The organism is Kitasatospora sp. NBC_00240, assembly GCF_026342405.1.
GTDB lineage: Bacteria > Actinomycetota > Actinomycetes > Streptomycetales > Streptomycetaceae > Kitasatospora.
In genome coordinates, this window is record NZ_JAPEMU010000001.1 from 6,428,043 (window position 1) to 6,443,373 (window position 15,331).

Below are 15,331 nucleotides of genomic sequence, written 5' to 3' on the forward strand. Positions count from 1 at the left end.
TCGAGAGTTCCGACCGAGTACAGAAAGCAGGTACCGCATGTACGCGATCGTTCGCGCCGGCGGCCGCCAGCACAAGGTCGCCATCGGCGACGTGCTGGAGATTGACCGCGTCGACGTCAAGCCGGGTGACTCGGTCGAGCTCTCGACCATCCTGCTTGTCGACGGCGAGGCCGTCACCTCCGACCCGTGGGTCCTCGCCGGTGTGAAGGTTCACGCCGAGGTCGTCGACCACACCAAGGGCGAGAAGATCATCATTCTCCGCTACAAGAACAAGACCGGCTACCGTCGGCGCCAGGGTCACCGCCAGCGCCACACCGCCGTCCGCATCACCAGCATCGACTCCGCGAAGTAAGTAAGGGGATAGCGAGATGGCACACAAGAAGGGCGCAAGCTCTACCCGCAACGGCCGTGACTCGAACGCCCAGCGCCTCGGCGTCAAGCGCTTCGGCGGCCAGGTCGTCAGCGCCGGCGAGATCCTCGTCCGCCAGCGTGGCACCCACTTCCACCCGGGTGCGGGCGTCGGTCGCGGTGGCGACGACACCCTGTTCGCGCTGAACGCCGGTGCGGTCCAGTTCGGTACCCACCGTGGCCGTCGCGTCGTGAACATCGTGGCCGTCGAGGCCTGATCTTCCTGACGCCACGTCACCGTGGTGCAAGGCAGGACATTCTGGAGGGTGGACCGGAAATTTCCGGTCCACCCTCTGGGTTTTGACCCCAGGGCGGTTCATCCGTTCTGACCCGATTTTTCTCCTAGCTGGAAGGCACACCGATGACCACCTTCGTGGACCGCGTCGAACTGCACGTCGCCGCGGGTAACGGAGGCCACGGCTGCGCCTCCGTGCACCGGGAGAAGTTCAAGCCGCTCGGCGGCCCCGACGGTGGCAACGGCGGCGAGGGCGGCAGCGTCATCCTCACCGTGGACGCCAGCATCACCACCCTGCTCGAGTACCACCACTCGCCCAAGCGCAAGGCGGTCAACGGCAAGCCGGGCGCGGGCGGCCACCGCACCGGCTCCACCGGCGGCGACCTCGTCCTGCCGGTGCCGGACGGCACCGTGGTGATGGACCGCGAGGGCAACGTGCTCGCCGACCTGGTCGGCCACGGCACCAGCTTCATCGCCGCCGCCGGCGGCCGCGGCGGCCTCGGCAACTCCTCGCTCGCCTCGGCCCGCCGCAAGGCCCCCGGCTTCGCGCTGCTGGGCGAGCCCGGCGAGGCCCGCGACATCGTCATGGAGCTCAAGTCCGTCGCCGACGTGGCGCTGGTCGGGTACCCGAGCGCCGGCAAGTCCTCGCTGATCTCGGTGATCTCCGCCGCCAAGCCGAAGATCGCGGACTACCCCTTCACCACCCTGATCCCCAACCTCGGCGTGGTCACCGCCGGCGACACCGTCTACACCGTCGCCGACGTCCCCGGGCTGATCCCCGGCGCGAGCCAGGGCAAGGGCCTGGGCCTGGAGTTCCTGCGCCACGTCGAGCGCTGCACCGTCCTGGTGCACGTGCTGGACTGCGCGACCCTGGAGCCGGGCCGCGACCCGCTCACCGACCTGGAGACCATCGAGGCCGAGCTGTCCCAGTACGGCGGCCTGGACGACCGGCCGCGCCTGGTCGCCCTCAACAAGGTGGACGTCCCGGACGGGCAGGACCTCGCCGACATCACCCGCGCCTCCCTGGAGGAGGCCGGCTACCGCGTCTTCGAGGTGTCCGCCGCCTCCCGCCAGGGCCTGCGCGAGCTGAACTTCGCGATGGCGCAGATCGTCGCCGAGGCCCGGGCCGCCAAGCCGATCGAGGAGAACACCCGGATCGTGCTGCGGCCGACGGCCGTCGACGACGCCGGCTTCACCGTCACCGAGGAGGACGGCGCCTACCGCGTGCGCGGCCTCAAGCCCGAGCGCTGGGTCCGCCAGACCGACTTCTCCAACGACGAGGCCGTCGGCTACCTCGCGGACCGCCTCGCCCGCCTCGGTGTCGAGGACAAGCTCTGGAAGGTCGGCGCCCAGGAGGGCGACACCGTCATCATCGGCGCCGAGGAGAACGCGGTCGTCTTCGACTGGGAGCCGACCATGGCCGCCGGTGCCGAGATGCTCGGCCGCCGCGGCGAGGACCACCGCTTCGAGAGCCCGCGCCCGGCCGTCGACCGCCGCCGCGAGAAGGCCAAGGGCCGGGACGCCGCCGAGTCCGAGTACCTGGCCTTCGAGGCGCTGTCCAGCGGCCGCCCCGGCGCCATCGACGAGGGCGACGACGACGACGTCTGACCGGCCCGGCCGACGGCCGGTCAACACCGAGGCGCCCGCCACCCGTTGAGGGGGTCGGGCGCCTCGGCGCAGGTACGCCGCCCGCCCCGCCCGGGCCCCGGCCCGGGCGCCTCGTCCAGCCGGTGAAATGGCGTTCGGGCGGCTCGCGCCGATCGCGTAGATTGCGGGGGAGCGGCAGGCTCGGGCGCCTTCCGCCCGGCAACGGCGAAGGGCACCAGCGCGATGAGCGAGCAGTCACTCCGTGAGGAGGTCCTGACCGCGCGGCGGATCGTCGTCAAGGTCGGCTCCTCCTCACTCACCACCGCCGCCGGCGGACTGGACGCCGACCGGGTCGACGCCCTGGTGGACGCGATCGCCAAGGTGCGCAGCCAGCCGGACGCCCCCGAGGTGGTGCTGGTCTCCTCCGGCGCCATCGCCGCCGGCCTCGCCCCGCTCGGCCTGGAGCGCCGCCCGCCGGATCTCGCCCGCCAGCAGGCCGCCGCCAGCGTCGGCCAGGGCCTGCTGGTGGCCCGCTACACCGCCTCCTTCGCCCGCTACGGCATCCGGGTCGGCCAGGTGCTGCTGACCGCCGAGGACGCCAGCCGCCGGGCCCACTACCGCAACGCCTACCGCACCCTGGACCAACTGCTGGCGATGGGCGCGATGCCGATCGTCAACGAGAACGACACCGTCGCCACCGCCGAGATCAAGTTCGGCGACAACGACCGGCTGGCCGCCCTGGTCGCCCACCTGGTCCGCGCCGACCTGCTGATCCTGCTCTCCGACGTGGACGGCCTCTACGACGGCGACCCGGCCCGCCCCGGCACCAGCCGGATCGCCGAGGTGCGCGGCCGGCAGGACCTGGAGGGCATCGAGATCGGCAGCGCCGGCAAGGCCGGGGTCGGCACCGGCGGCATGGTCACCAAGGTCGAGGCCGCCCGGATCGCCACCGGGGCCGGCATCCCGGTGGTGCTGACCGCCGCCAGCCAGGCCGCCGACGCCCTCGCCGGACGGCCCACCGGCACGCTGTTCCTGCGTACCGGCAGCCGCACCGCCGACCGGCTGCTCTGGCTCGCCCACGCCAGCAGCCCCCGCGGCGCCCTGCACCTGGACGCGGGCGCGGTCGAGGCCGTGGTCTCGGGCGGCGCCTCGCTGCTCCCGGCCGGCGTCACCAAGGTCGACGGTGATTTCGCCGCCGGCGATCCGGTGGACCTTCTTGGCGAAAACGGCCACATCGTCGCGCGCGGGCTGGTCAACTTTGATGCGAGGGAGTTGCCCCGCCTGCTCGGCCGGTCCACGCGTGACCTGGCCCGGGAGTTCGGTGCCGCGTACGAGCGCGAGGTCGTCCACCGCGACGACCTGGTGGTCCTGCGCGGCTGACGGGCCGCTCCGCACGGGGTGGACGGGCGCGCTGCGCCCGGTTCCGGGCGAGGGAGGGGCAGCCGTACGCGCCGGGCCGGCGCCGCGGCCCGCACGACGACACGACATCGCCGAACAGGAGGCCGCCGGTGGGACGCAGGCGCGAGGGAGCGCTGCCCGGCGCAACGGCCGAGCGCAGGCTCAGCAGCATCACGGGCGGGCGCGGCTCCACGGAGCCGGTCGAAGGGCCGGGCCCCGGCGGCCGCCCGGCGCCGGCGGAACCGGCGGACACCGTGCGGGAGTTGCGCCCCGACACGGGCAGCGGCCCCGGCCCGTCCGGGGCGCCGGACCAGGCCAGGCTCTGGCACGTGGTGCTCAGCGTGGCGGGCGAGGCCATCGGGCTGCCGGAGCTGCGGGCCGGGCTGGAGCGCCTCGCGTACGACCACTCGTTCTTCCTCACCGCCCGCTACGCCGCCGACCACGCCGAGATCCGGTACTGGGAGCAGGCCCGCGACCTGCACGACGCGGCGGCCATCGCGCTGCGGCTGTGGGGCGAGCACAAGGCGACCGCGAACCTGCCGCCCTGGGAGATCGTCGGCCTGGAGGTGGTGGACCGGCCGACCTACCACAAGCGGGTGGCCGAGGGCTTCGGCGAGCCGCCGCAGCGGCCGGGCGGCGTGCAGCCGTACTGAGGGCGGGGCGCCGTCTCACCGGACGACACGGCGCCCGGCGGGCCGCCCGCAGTCGTTAGGCTTTACGCCATGACCAGCGACCTCGCCACCGCAGACAGTCCCGTCATCGCCGCCGCCCGCCGGGCCCGGGAGGCCGCGGCCGACCTCGCCCCGCTGCCGCGCCGGGCGAAGGACGCCGCCCTGCTGGCGATCGCGGACGCCCTGGTCGCCCGCAGCGCCGAGATCACCGCCGCCAACGCCGAGGACGTCGCCCGGGCCCGCGCGGCCGGCACCGCCGAGTCGGTGGTCGACCGCCTCACCCTCGACGACGCGCGGATCGCGGCCATCGCCTCCGACGTCCGGGACGTGGCCGGCCTGCCCGACCCGGTCGGCGAGGTGGTCCGCGGCTACACCCTGCCCAACGGGCTGGACGTGCGCCAGGTGCGGGTGCCGCTCGGGGTGGTCGGCATCATCTACGAGGCCCGCCCCAACGTCACCGTGGACGCCGCCGCACTCTGCCTGAAGTCCGGCAACGCCGTCCTGCTGCGCGGCTCGGCCTCCGCGTACCGATCGAACACCGCGCTGACCACCGTGCTGCGCGACGCGGTGGTCGCGGCCGGCCTGCCGGCCGACGTGATCCAGCTGGTGCCCGGCGAGAGCCGCGAGTCGGTGACCGAGCTGATGCGCGCCCGCGGCCTGGTGGACGTGCTGATCCCGCGCGGCGGCGCCTCGCTGATCCGCACCGTGGTCGAGGGCTCGACCGTCCCCGTGATCGAGACCGGTACCGGCAACTGCCACGTCTACGTCGACGCGCAGGCGGACCTGGCGATGGCCGTCGGCATCCTGCTGAACTCCAAGGCCCAGCGGGTCAGCGTCTGCAACTCGGCCGAGACGCTGCTGGTCCACCAGGACATCGCCGACAGCTTCCTGCCGCTCGCGCTGGCCGCGCTCGCCGGGGCCGGCGTCACCGTGCACGGGGACGACGCGGTGCTGAAGGCCGCCGAGGGCACGGGGGCGACCGTGGTGCCCGCCACCGACGCCGACTGGGAGGCCGAGTACCTCTCCTACGACCTCGCGGCCGCCGTGGTGCCCTCGCTGGACGCCGCCGTGGCGCACATCCGCCGCTGGTCCTCCGGCCACACCGAGGCCATCGTCACCGCCTCGCAGGGCGCCGCCCGCCGCTTCACCCAGCTGGTCGACGCGGCCACCGTGGCGGTCAACGCCTCGACCCGGTTCACCGACGGGGGTGAGTTCGGCTTCGGCGCCGAGATCGGCATCTCCACCCAGAAACTGCACTCCCGCGGCCCGATGGGCCTGCCCGAACTGACCTCCACCAAGTACATCGTCACTGGTGACGGCCATGTCCGGGGCGAGGCCACGCAGACCGTCGGCGGCGCCGCCACCGCCGGCTGAGCGCCGTCCGTCACACGTGTGACGGACCAACTGCGAGGAGCCACAGACAAAACGGCCGACCGGTAATACGCTGAATCCGTGGCTGAGGATGTGGGGGGCTCTCCGTACCCCGACGGCGCCGACCACGGTGGTGCGGACGACGAGTTCGCCACCGTGGTGTTCGACGAGGCCTTCGTCCGTTCCGCGGCCGTGCACGAGCCGAGCGCCAAGGAGCGGCAGCTGGCCGCGGCCGAGGCCCGCTTCGAGCCGGAGACCGCCGGGCCGGGCTGGGGGTACGACCTGTCGGCCGCCGACGGACTGCCGTTGGAGCTGCGCCCCTACCCGGGCGCGCTGGACGACGACCGGCTCTATCCGGACCCGTGGTCGGGCCCCGGCCGGGCCACCGGGCGGCGGGCGGGCAGATGGGGCCGAACCGGGCGCTGGGGCCGGCACGCCGGGTACGACCCGGTACGGGCCGCACGCGGCCGCTCGGTGGCCCAGCAGCGCTGGCACCGGCCGGTGGCCTGGGTGCTCGCCGTGATCATGGGGGTCAGCCTGGTCGCGGTGGCGGTGGCCGCCGTCTACCAGGGGGTCGACGCGGCCGGCGGCGGTTCGCAGCGGCGCCCGGACAGCGGCAGCAGCAGTCCGGGCAGCGCATCGGTGCCACCGTCCGTGGAGCCTTCGCCCGCGGTGATCGCCCCGGCCGGCTGACCCGGTTGCCACCGTCACCGAGCGTCGCGCAGAAGTTGTCCGCGAGCCCTCGTGGCGCGCGGCCCAGCGCCTTACCCTGGTTGTATGGGTGACCCGCGAGAGCCTCCTGAGGGTGTACCCGAGGGCGGTTCAGGGAACGAGGACGAGTATCGATCCGTCGTCTTCGACGAGTCGTTCGTCCGAGCTGCCCGGATCCAGGAGCTCTCGGCGCGTGAGCGGCTCAGCGGCGGGTTCGGCCGCGCCACCCGGCCCCGGATCGGCTTCGGCGGGCTGGGCACGGTGCCGCGCCAGGCGGTCGCCCTGCTGCTGCTGATCGTGGTGGCCTTCGCGGCCGCCGTCTACTTCGGCATCAGTTCACCGGGCCGGCCGGGCGCGGAGCCGGCCGGCAGTCAACTGACCGTCAGCCTGGTGGCGCTCGGTCCGACGTCGCCGGTGCAGCCGGTCGCCGACCCGGCCGCGCCGTTCGCCGGTCTGCCCGCCGGGTACAAGGACGGCAGCATCGGCCTGGGCGTCCCGGCCGGGGCCGCCACGGCGCACTACACCCGGGTCGAGGTGACCCGGGCCCTGGACACCGCACAGCGGTACCTGGTGGCTTCCGCGCTCGCCCCCAGGACGCTGGTGCAGGGGGTGACCACGGACGTCCGGGGCTTCGTCACTACCGGTGAGCAGGTCCAGTTCGACCAGAGCGTGTCGACCCCCCGTGACGACCAGCACCACGCTGCCACCGGCTGGATGGTCCGGTTCGACCCGTCGAAGATCGCGCTCGCCGCCGACACGGTGAAGGTGGCCGGCACCGTGCGGATCGACGAGGCGGACGACGGCGCGCTGCAGATCACCACGGACCACACCTTCGTCTACGCGGTGCGGGCGGCGGACGGACCGGCCACCGGGCCGGTCACCCTGCTGAGCGTCCGCCGCGAGCTGCGGATGGAGTTCGACCGCGGCGACATCGCGGTGGCGCAGCTGCGGCTGGTCGACGCGGTCGCGCAGATCGGTCCGGCGGCCTGCGGCACGCCGCAGACCACGTTCCTCCAGCCGATCCTGGCCACCCCCGGCGGCACCGCGCCGCCTGCCCCGCCCGCCGTGGACCCGGCCGACCGCGCCGCCCCGGCCTGGCAGCAGTGCGGCGTGCTCGCCGCACACTGAGCGACGGCGGGGCCGGGCCGGCCGTGGTCAGCCGAGCCGTCCCGCGCCCTGCCGGGCGCCGTCCGAGGCTCCCTCGCCTCCTCCCGGGCTGCCGGCGGGCGCACCACCACCCTGGCCCCGGTGCCGCCCGGCGGGTCCGTGAAGGCCACCGTCTTGCCCAGGTTGCCGGTGATCGAGCGGACCAGCGAGAGGCCGAGGCCGCCGCCCCCGTCGGCCCGGTCCCGGGCGGCGTCGAGCCGCACGAAGCGGTCGAAGACCCGTTCGCGGTCCGCGGGCGCGATCCCCGGTCCGTCGTCGGTCACCGTCAGTTCGACCGGTTCGTCGGTGCGGGTGACCGAGACGGCGCCGGCGGCGTGCGGGGTCGCGTTGTCGAGCAGGTTGCGCACCAGCCGGCCGAGCAGGATCTCGGCCGGGGGTGGGTCGGGCAATTCCGCCGGCCCGCGGCCCCATCCCGCCCGGCCCGGTGCTTCGCCGGGAATGCCGGCGGCCCCGGACACCGCCGAGGGTGTCCGGGGCCGCCGGCGGGTGCCGGTCGATCCGGTGCCGGTGGAGCGGGTGTCAGCCGCGCGGCGCTTCGTCCGCGGGGGCGCCGGGGTCGCTGCCGCCGGCCGGGGCGCTGCGGGCGCCGGTGAAGGTGTCGCGGAGCTTGCCGCCGACCGTGCCGACGCCGCCGGCCACGTCGCGCAGCAGGCCGATCAGCGGGTCCTTGCTCTCCTTGACGGAGGTCGAGTAGTGGTCGGCGGCGGCCTTCCACTGGTCGCTGACGGAGGCGTTGGCGTCGCCGTCGCGGCGCGGGTAGGCACCGGCCAGGATCGAGCGGTACTCGTCGCTCTCCGCCCACTTCTTCAGCTGGGCGACCCGGACCACCGCGAAGGGGTGGGTCTGCGGCAGCACCTGGAGCAGCTTCAGGACGCCGTCGCGCAGGTCGCCGGCCTTCTCGTACTCCTCGGCCTGCTCCAGGAACGCGTCCACGTTCATCTCGCCGAGGTTGTGGCCGCCGGCGAGCTTCATCAGGCCGCGCATGGACGCCTGGAGGTCCTGCCCGGCGAGCAGCCCGGCGCGGTCGCAGGAGAGTTCGGCCTTGCGGAACCACTCCTTGAGCGCGGTGATGAGCGCCATGATGGCGAGGTTGCCGAGCGGGATCCAGGCGATCCGGGTGGCGATGTTGGTGAGGATCAGCAGCATCGTCCGGTAGACGGCGTGGCCGGACATCGCGTGGCCGACCTCGTGGCCGACGACCGCGCGCAGCTCCTCCTCGTCGAGCAGCTCGACCAGGCCGCTGGTCAGCACGATGATCGGGGTGTCCATACCGATGCACATCGCGTTGACGGTCGGGTCCTGGGTGACGTAGAGGTCCGGGACCTTCTCCAGGTCCAGGACGTACGCGGCGTCGCGGACCATGTTGTACAGCTCGGGGAACTGGCGCTCGGAGGTCTTCACGGCGGTGGCCAGGAACATCAGCCGGATCGAGCGCTCGGAGACCAGTCCGGCGAGCTTCTTCAGCACGTCGTCGAAGCCGGTGAGCTTGCGCAGCGCCACCAGGGCGGAGCGGTCGGCGGGGTGCTCCCAGGCCCGGGTGGAGATCTCCGGGAAGCGCTGGCGGCGCCGGCTCGGGCTCTTCGCCTGGTTGGTATCGGTCATGGTCTGAGTACCTCCTGGTCGACGCCGGTCCCGGCCGCTGGCCGGCCCCCGCTCTTCTTCGCCTGCAACGACAGTCTGTGCAACGTGTGCGGTTGCGTACTCGTCCCCGCGGTCACCCTACGCGGTGCCCAGCCCGGCTCCGAGAGGTCCGGCGGGGCCGGACCCGCAGCGCGCCGGGACCGGCCGGGGGTGGTGGCGGGCCGACGGACCGCCCCGGTTTACGCTGGGTGTTCTGGAGAACCGGGACCGGACCTGGCCGCGGTGCAGAGCAGACCGAGGAGCCCGCAGATGTCCCCCGACACCCTTGTCACCCTGGCCGGCCCGATCTCCACGGAGGCCGGCCCCGGACTGTTCCTGCGCGTGGTCGTGGTGGCCTCCTTCGTCGGCGTCGGCCTGCTGGCCTGGGTCCTGCTGCGGGCCGGTCGCAAGAGCTGAGCCGCGCTCCGCGCGCGGCGCGGGCTCACGCGGGCTCAGACGCGGTGGGCCGCCGCGCGGTTGCGCCCGGGCCACCCGTACGATGGCCCGGTGGGCCCTCACCGGCCCAGACCCCTGGTCCGTCACCCGAGCCGAGAAGGTCCTGCGACCATGAGCACTGCCGCTGCACTCCCCGTTCTCAACCTGATCGCCGAGGGCGAGGGTGGCAACCACGACAGCCTCAGCCCCTACCTCACCGGTGGCGCCGGGCTGTTCATCCTGCTGCTGCTGCTCTTCATCACCACCCGGTTCAACCGCGACCGCTGAGCGTCGGCGGCGCCGGGCGCCGTAGCGCCGGGCGGACAGGCCCAGGGAGCGCACCGCCGAGCGGCGGACGCTCCCTTTGCCATGTCCGCGCCCGCGCGTGCACCGGGGGGACGCGCGGGCCGACAGGCGTCGCGTAAGGTGTGGCGGCATGGGACAGCAGGCCGAGACCCCCGGCGGACTCCAACCGGTGAAGAAGCGCCTCGGCGTGATGGGTGGCACCTTCGACCCGATCCACCACGGGCACCTGGTCGCCGCCAGCGAGGTGGCGAGCGCCTTCCACCTCGATGAGGTGATCTTCGTGCCGACCGGGCAGCCGTGGCAGAAGGACGACCGCCGGGTGACACCGGCGGAGGACCGCTACCTGATGACGGTCATCGCCACCGCCGAGAACCCGCAGTTCTCGGTGAGCCGGATCGACATCGACCGCCAGGGCCCGACGTACACCGTCGACACCCTGCGCGACCTGCGGAGCCTGCACCCGGACTCCGACCTGTTCTTCATCACCGGCGCCGACGCGCTCGCCCAGATCCTTTCCTGGCGGGACTCCGAGGAGCTCTTCTCGCTCGCCCACTTCATCGGGTGCACCCGCCCGGGACACACCCTGACCGACGCCGGGCTCCCGGTGGGCGGGGTCTCCCTGGTGGAGGTCCCGGCGCTGGCCATCTCGTCCACGGACTGCCGCAACCGGGTCGCCAAGGGCGAGCCGGTCTGGTACCTCGTCCCGGACGGCGTGGTCCGTTACATCGACAAGCGGGCGCTCTACGCGCCGGCCCAGCCTTGATCCCAGGAGGGTCGGCGTGACCGGAACGGCAGACCGCAGGGGCCAGCAGGACGACGACTGGCCGGCCGGGCAGTACCAGCAGCAGCCCTACCAGCCGTACCAGCAGCAGGGCTACGAGCAGCCCGGCTACGAGTCGGGCTACGAGCAGCAGGGTTACGAGCAGCAGGGTTACGAGCAGCCCGGGTACGAGCCGCAGTACGACCAGTACGGTCAGCCCTACCCGCCCCGGCGCCAGCAGCCGGCCCGGCCGCAGTCCGGCTACGGCCAGGACCCGTACGGCCGGCCGGAGCAGCCGCAGGCCTACGCGCCGCAGTACGACCAGTACGGGCAGCCGCAGGCCTACCAGCAGCCGCAGGCCTACGAGGACTACCAGCAGCCCGGCTACGGGCAGCAGCCCTACCAGCCGTACCAGCAGCCGGCCGGTACCCGGCCCGGCGACCAGCAGTCCGGGTACGAGCAGCAGGGCTACGAGCAGTCCGGCTACGAGCAGCCGGTGTACCAGCAGCCCGGGCAGGAACGGTACGGCGCCGCGCCGCAGGCCGCCGCCGCACCGGTGGCCGCGGCCCCCGCCGCGCCGCCGCGCCCGCGCCAGGCCCGCCCCGCGCCGCAGGCCGCGCCGGCCAAGCCGGAGCAGCCCTCCGAGCAGGTCGGCGGCTCCCGCGCGGCCAAGGCCCCGAAGACGCCCGCCGACGCCTACGCCACCGGCGAGTTCACCTTCGTCGAGGAGGAGGCGGAGGAGTCCGAGGACGTCATCGACTGGCTGAAGTTCGCGGAGTCGCGCACCGAGCGCCGGGACGAGCGCCGCCGCAAGCTGCGCGGCCGGCTGATCGGCGCGGTCGTCGTGCTGGCCGTGCTCGGCGGCGCCGGCACCGGGTACCTCTGGTACACCGGCAAGCTCGGCGGCGCCAGGACGGCGGCCGCGGCGGCCGGGCCGCGCCAGGTCAACGTGGTGCACCTGCGCGACCTGCAGGGCAAGGTCTCGACCGCGCTGCTGGTCAACGACGCCTCCGGCCACAAGGGCTCGGTGCTGCTGCTGCCCGAGGGGCTCAAGCTGCCCGGCGCGGGCGACTCGGCGACCGTCGCCCTCGGCCAGGCGATGGACACCATCGGCACCTCCAGCACCCGCGAGGGCCTCGGCACCGTCCTCGGCGCCGGCGTGGCCGGCACCTGGCGGCTGGACACCCCGTACCTGCAGCTGCTGGTCTCCCAGCTCGGCGGCGTCCGGGTGGACACCGACGTGGAGCTGCGCGAGGGCGGCAAGCCGGACGGCAAGGTGCTGGCCGCGGCCGGCAAGAACGTCCTGCTGAGCGGGCAGGCGGCGGTGCTGTTCGCCACGTACCAGGGGGCCGGCGAGGGCCGGGACGCGCAGCTGGCGCGCTTCGGCAAGGTGCTGGAGTCGATCGTCCGGACGATGCCGACCGACCTCAAGGACGCCACCGACGTGGTGAAGCGGATGGGCGCGGTGCTCGACCCCTCGCTCCCGCAGGACGCGCTGGCCGGGGTGCTGGTGCAGCTCTCCCAGCAGGCCAAGGACGGCCACCTCGCCACCTCGGCGCTGCCGGTCAAGCCCGACGGCACGCTGGACGACGCCACCGCGGGCAAGCAGGTCAAGGAGGTCCTCGGCGGGACCGTGCGCAACGCCGACAGCGTCGGGGCCGCCGCCCGGGTCGCGATCCAGGACGCCTCCGGCAACGACCAGGCGGCCGCCGCGGCCCAGGTCCAGGTGCTCAACGCGGGCCTGAACTTCGTGCCGGGGACGACGAAGGTCGCCCCGCAGGCGGCCACCGAGATCCGCTACACCGACGACAGCCGGCTGGAGGCCGCCAAGTCGCTGGCGACCAGCCTGAACCTGCCGGAGACGGCCGTGAAGAAGGTCACGGAGGCGCAGAACGCCGACCTGCTGGTGGTGCTCGGCAAGGACTACCAGGTGCCCAAGCCGCAGTAGCGGCGACCCGGCGCGCCCGGCCGGCGCGCCGCCCCCGGCAGCGGCCCCCGCCGCCGCGGCCCCACCGGCGATCGGTCCGGGGCCGCGGCGGCGGCGTGAGATCCTGGACTGGGGTCCTCCTGCCCTGCGGCCGGCACAGCCCGCCGGCGGGTGCGGCGGGGGCGCCATCTCTGCAGCCGAGCCGGAAGAACACAGTGACCGTCACCGACCACAGCCAGGAACTCATCAACGTCGCCGCCCAGGCGGCGGCCGACAAGCTGGCCCACAACATCATCGCGTTCGACGTCAGCGAGGTGCTGTCGATCACCGACGCCTTCCTGATCGCCTCCGCGAACAACGACCGCCAGGTGAAGTCGATCGCCGAGGAGATCGAGGAGCAGCTGCGCGAGCAGCTGGACGTCAAGCCGGTGCGCCGCGAGGGCGAGCGCGAGGGCCGCTGGATCCTGCTCGACTACCTGGACATCGTGGTGCACGTCCAGCACTCCGAGGAGCGCTCCTTCTACTCCCTCGACCGGCTCTGGAAGGACTGCCCCGAGCTGGCCCTGCCCGCCGACGCGCTGGCCTCCCGCAACCGCCCCGAGGGTGCCGAGACCGACGTGGCCGGCAACGTCACCGCCCCGCCGGCGGACGACTTCGGCGTCGGCAACTACGTCGCCGAGGACCACAGCTGAGCCGGGAGGCGCGGGGACCGCGCATCGTCTTCTGGCGGCACGGCCAGACCTCCTGGAACCTCGAATCGCGCTTCCAGGGCACCACGGACATCGAGCTGACCGGCCAGGGCGTGCAGCAGGCACAGCGCGCCGCCCGGCTGCTCGCCGGGCTCCACCCGGACCTGCTGATCTCCTCCGACCTCCGGCGGGCCGCGCGGACGGCCGCGGAGCTGTCGCAGATCACCGGCCTGGAGGTGGACCACCACGAGGGCCTGCGCGAGACGTACGCGGGGGAGTGGCAGGGCCTGACCAACGCCGAGATCCGGGCCCGGTTCCCGGAGCAGTACCAGGCCTGGGCGCAGGGCGAGCCCGTCCGGCGCGGCGGCGGCGAGCTGTCCACCGAGGTCGCGGACCGTTCCGTCCCGGTGGTGCTGGAGGCGGTCCAGAAGCTGCCGGAGGACGGCACCCTGGTGGTGGTCAGCCACGGCGGCACCATCCGCACCATGCTGGGCCGGCTGCTGGGCCTGGACCCGGAGCTCTGGGAGTGCTTCGGGGGCCTGTCCAACTGCTGCTGGTCGGTCCTCGGCCAGGGCGCGCGCGGCTGGCGCCTGCTGGAGCACAACGCGGGCACCCTGCCGCAGCCGGTGATCGGCGACGACACCTGAGGTCGGTGGGTCTGCCGCAGGCGGGATTTCGCAGTTCCGGGCCTGACCAGCTAGAGTCTTCCTCGTTCGCAGGTGAGAACGCGGCCCGGAAGGGAAGCGGGAAAACCCACGAGTGCGGGGCTGTAGCTCAGTTGGTAGAGCGCTTGCATGGCATGCAAGAGGTCCGGGGTTCAATTCCCCGTAGCTCCACTCCGCACCACCGGTCCGTCAGGGCCGGACGTGTCGCGGGGCTGTAGCTCAGTTGGTAGAGCGCTTGCATGGCATGCAAGAGGTCCGGGGTTCAATTCCCCGTAGCTCCACAACAGTTCGGAAGGCCGTCACCCACCGGGTGACGGCCTTCGGTGCGTCCGGGGCCCCCTTTCGACGGCCCGGGCCGTCGGGCCTCAGTGCGGGCAGGGGGCCGTCCGCCGCGGCGGGAGCGCCGCCATCCGCTCCACCCGCTCGCGGTCCTGCGGCCCCTGCGGCGTGTAGACCACCATGTAGTGCTCCGGGACCGCCGGCAGGGTCAGGTAGGCCGCGGTGAACCGCAGCTCCCCCACCGAGGGGTGCCGGAACACCTTCAGCGCGCTCCTGGCCGGCGCCACCTCCTGCCGGGCCCACAGCGCCCGGAACTCCTCGCTCGCCAGCAACAGCTCCCGGATGTAGCCCTCCCAGACCGGCTCGCCCACGTGCTTGCCGTAGGCGGCCCGCAGCACCCCGACCATCCGGGGCAGCTCCTCGTCGCGGTTCAGAAAGGGATTGCAGCAGGCCGGCGCGGTGATGGTGCACCACAGGCTGTTGAACGTCCCGTGCGGCGCGGTCGGCCGGTCCGCCCCGAACAGCGACTCGTACGGCGCGTTGTGCAGCAGGACGTCGTAGCGGCTGTTGCAGACCGCGGCCGGCAGCGGCGCCAGCGCGTCCAGGATGACCTGGACGGAAGGATCGAGGTTGGAGTGCGCCGACGCCGGCCGCAGCTCGACCCGCACCCCGGCAAGCCGGAACATGTGGTCCCGCTCGGTGGCGTCCAGCCGCAGCGAGCCGGCCACCGCGGCCAGCACCTGCTCGCTGGCGTTGATCGGCCGGCCCTGCTCCAGCCACGTGTACCAGGTGACCCCGACCCCGGCGAGCTGCGCCACCTCCTCGCGCCGCAGGCCGGGGGTGCGGCGACGCAGGCCCGGCGGCAGGCCCACCTCCTCCGGGGTGACCCTGGCCCGGCAGGCCTTCAGGAACCCGGCGAGTTCGGTCCGGCGGCGGTCCTGCTGCTGCGGCCGGGCCTGCGGGCCGCGGGCCGGCGGGGCGCTCTCCTCGAAGGCGGTCATCCCGCCATGGTGCCCCAACCGGGGCCGCCGTCCCAGGTGTTGCCAATACCAGGATCAGCAGGCTCTAACCACCAGTACCCGCACCCGCGCACGCTGGGCCC

At 73.7% G+C, this 15,331-nt stretch carries 16 protein-coding genes, 2 tRNA genes and 1 pseudogene; 16 read left to right on the forward strand and 3 right to left on the reverse strand.

Annotated features, from left to right (window positions below; all coding sequences use genetic code 11):
- Positions 1-37: 37 nt before the first annotated feature.
- From rplU to OG689_RS27410, 8 genes are all read left to right on the forward strand, one after another.
- Positions 38-352 carry a 50S ribosomal protein L21 gene (rplU, locus tag OG689_RS27375; protein ID WP_266323516.1) on the forward strand — a complete coding sequence of 105 codons (315 nt, stop codon included), beginning with the start codon at positions 38-40 and terminating at the stop codon, positions 350-352.
- Positions 353-368: 16 nt separating this feature from the next.
- The gene (gene rpmA / locus OG689_RS27380; protein WP_057238555.1) at positions 369-626 is read left to right on the forward strand and encodes a 50S ribosomal protein L27; all 258 of its coding nucleotides are present in this window, start codon (positions 369-371) and stop codon (positions 624-626) included.
- A 143-nt stretch (positions 627-769) separates the two neighbouring features.
- Positions 770-2,251 carry a GTPase ObgE gene (gene obgE / locus OG689_RS27385; protein WP_266323517.1) on the forward strand — a complete coding sequence of 494 codons (1,482 nt, stop codon included), beginning with the start codon at positions 770-772 and terminating at the stop codon, positions 2,249-2,251.
- Positions 2,252-2,473: 222 nt separating this feature from the next.
- Positions 2,474-3,610: a glutamate 5-kinase gene (gene proB / locus OG689_RS27390; protein WP_266323518.1), complete on the forward strand. Its 1,137-nt coding sequence runs from the start codon at positions 2,474-2,476 to the stop codon at positions 3,608-3,610.
- A gap of 128 nt (positions 3,611-3,738) precedes the next feature.
- Positions 3,739-4,281 (forward strand): hypothetical protein, encoded by a 543-nt coding sequence (locus OG689_RS27395; protein ID WP_266323520.1) that lies wholly within the window; start codon positions 3,739-3,741, stop codon positions 4,279-4,281.
- 69 nt (positions 4,282-4,350) lie between these two features.
- On the forward strand, positions 4,351-5,673 hold the full coding sequence (locus OG689_RS27400) for a glutamate-5-semialdehyde dehydrogenase (protein ID WP_266323521.1): 1,323 nt from the start codon (positions 4,351-4,353) through the stop codon (positions 5,671-5,673).
- Positions 5,674-5,751: 78 nt separating this feature from the next.
- Positions 5,752-6,363 (forward strand): hypothetical protein, encoded by a 612-nt coding sequence (locus tag OG689_RS27405; RefSeq protein WP_266323522.1) that lies wholly within the window; start codon positions 5,752-5,754, stop codon positions 6,361-6,363.
- Positions 6,364-6,447: 84 nt separating this feature from the next.
- Positions 6,448-7,509: a hypothetical protein gene (locus tag OG689_RS27410; protein WP_266323523.1), complete on the forward strand. Its 1,062-nt coding sequence runs from the start codon at positions 6,448-6,450 to the stop codon at positions 7,507-7,509.
- Positions 7,510-7,607: 98 nt separating this feature from the next.
- Here OG689_RS27410 and OG689_RS27415 read toward each other — a convergent pair.
- Positions 7,608-8,006 (reverse strand): annotated as a pseudogene (locus tag OG689_RS27415) (ATP-binding protein); the annotation flags it as partial.
- A gap of 61 nt (positions 8,007-8,067) precedes the next feature.
- The gene (locus tag OG689_RS27420; RefSeq protein ID WP_266323524.1) at positions 8,068-9,150 is read right to left on the reverse strand and encodes a M48 family metallopeptidase; all 1,083 of its coding nucleotides are present in this window, start codon (positions 9,148-9,150) and stop codon (positions 8,068-8,070) included.
- A 288-nt stretch (positions 9,151-9,438) separates the two neighbouring features.
- On the opposite strand from OG689_RS27420, the gene OG689_RS27425 reads away from it, so the two are divergent.
- From OG689_RS27425 to OG689_RS27460, 8 genes are all read left to right on the forward strand, one after another.
- Positions 9,439-9,585 (forward strand): hypothetical protein, encoded by a 147-nt coding sequence (locus OG689_RS27425; RefSeq protein ID WP_191289263.1) that lies wholly within the window; start codon positions 9,439-9,441, stop codon positions 9,583-9,585.
- A gap of 150 nt (positions 9,586-9,735) precedes the next feature.
- Positions 9,736-9,891 carry a hypothetical protein gene (locus OG689_RS27430; protein ID WP_190210007.1) on the forward strand — a complete coding sequence of 52 codons (156 nt, stop codon included), beginning with the start codon at positions 9,736-9,738 and terminating at the stop codon, positions 9,889-9,891.
- 148 nt (positions 9,892-10,039) lie between these two features.
- Complete coding sequence (nadD, locus tag OG689_RS27435; RefSeq protein WP_073927799.1) at positions 10,040-10,672, forward strand: nicotinate-nucleotide adenylyltransferase; 633 nt, start codon at positions 10,040-10,042, stop codon at positions 10,670-10,672.
- A gap of 16 nt (positions 10,673-10,688) precedes the next feature.
- Positions 10,689-12,617, forward strand: a complete 1,929-nt coding sequence (locus OG689_RS27440; RefSeq protein ID WP_266323525.1) for a LytR C-terminal domain-containing protein — start codon at positions 10,689-10,691, stop codon at positions 12,615-12,617.
- A 194-nt stretch (positions 12,618-12,811) separates the two neighbouring features.
- The gene (gene rsfS / locus OG689_RS27445) at positions 12,812-13,288 is read left to right on the forward strand and encodes a ribosome silencing factor (RefSeq protein ID WP_266323526.1); all 477 of its coding nucleotides are present in this window, start codon (positions 12,812-12,814) and stop codon (positions 13,286-13,288) included.
- Positions 13,285-13,932 (forward strand): histidine phosphatase family protein, encoded by a 648-nt coding sequence (locus tag OG689_RS27450; protein WP_266327465.1) that lies wholly within the window; start codon positions 13,285-13,287, stop codon positions 13,930-13,932. Before rsfS ends, OG689_RS27450 begins: the two co-directional genes overlap by 4 nt.
- Before the next feature lie 116 nt (positions 13,933-14,048).
- Positions 14,049-14,121 (forward strand) — tRNA-Ala (locus tag OG689_RS27455).
- Between the two features lie 37 nt (positions 14,122-14,158).
- A tRNA-Ala gene (locus OG689_RS27460) sits at positions 14,159-14,231 on the forward strand.
- Positions 14,232-14,315: 84 nt separating this feature from the next.
- Here OG689_RS27460 and OG689_RS27465 read toward each other — a convergent pair.
- Complete coding sequence (locus OG689_RS27465) at positions 14,316-15,230, reverse strand: helix-turn-helix transcriptional regulator (RefSeq protein WP_266323527.1); 915 nt, start codon at positions 15,228-15,230, stop codon at positions 14,316-14,318.
- Between the last annotated feature and the right edge of the window lie 101 nt (positions 15,231-15,331).

Bases quoted from the DNA above. Each gene is read 5' to 3' on its own strand.
- rplU (WP_266323516.1), top strand. From the start codon at position 38: ATGTACGCGATCGTTCGCGCCGGCGGCCGCCAGCACAAGGTCGCCATC.
- rpmA (WP_057238555.1), top strand. From the start codon at position 369: ATGGCACACAAGAAGGGCGCAAGCTCTACCCGCAACGGCCGTGACTCG.
- obgE (WP_266323517.1), top strand. From the start codon at position 770: ATGACCACCTTCGTGGACCGCGTCGAACTGCACGTCGCCGCGGGTAAC.
- proB (WP_266323518.1), top strand. From the start codon at position 2,474: ATGAGCGAGCAGTCACTCCGTGAGGAGGTCCTGACCGCGCGGCGGATC.
- OG689_RS27400 (WP_266323521.1), top strand. From the start codon at position 4,351: ATGACCAGCGACCTCGCCACCGCAGACAGTCCCGTCATCGCCGCCGCC.
- OG689_RS27410 (WP_266323523.1), top strand. From the start codon at position 6,448: ATGGGTGACCCGCGAGAGCCTCCTGAGGGTGTACCCGAGGGCGGTTCA.
- OG689_RS27420 (WP_266323524.1), bottom strand. From the start codon at position 9,150: ATGACCGATACCAACCAGGCGAAGAGCCCGAGCCGGCGCCGCCAGCGC.
- OG689_RS27425 (WP_191289263.1), top strand. From the start codon at position 9,439: ATGTCCCCCGACACCCTTGTCACCCTGGCCGGCCCGATCTCCACGGAG.
- OG689_RS27430 (WP_190210007.1), top strand. From the start codon at position 9,736: ATGAGCACTGCCGCTGCACTCCCCGTTCTCAACCTGATCGCCGAGGGC.
- nadD (WP_073927799.1), top strand. From the start codon at position 10,040: ATGGGACAGCAGGCCGAGACCCCCGGCGGACTCCAACCGGTGAAGAAG.
- OG689_RS27465 (WP_266323527.1), bottom strand. From the start codon at position 15,230: ATGACCGCCTTCGAGGAGAGCGCCCCGCCGGCCCGCGGCCCGCAGGCC.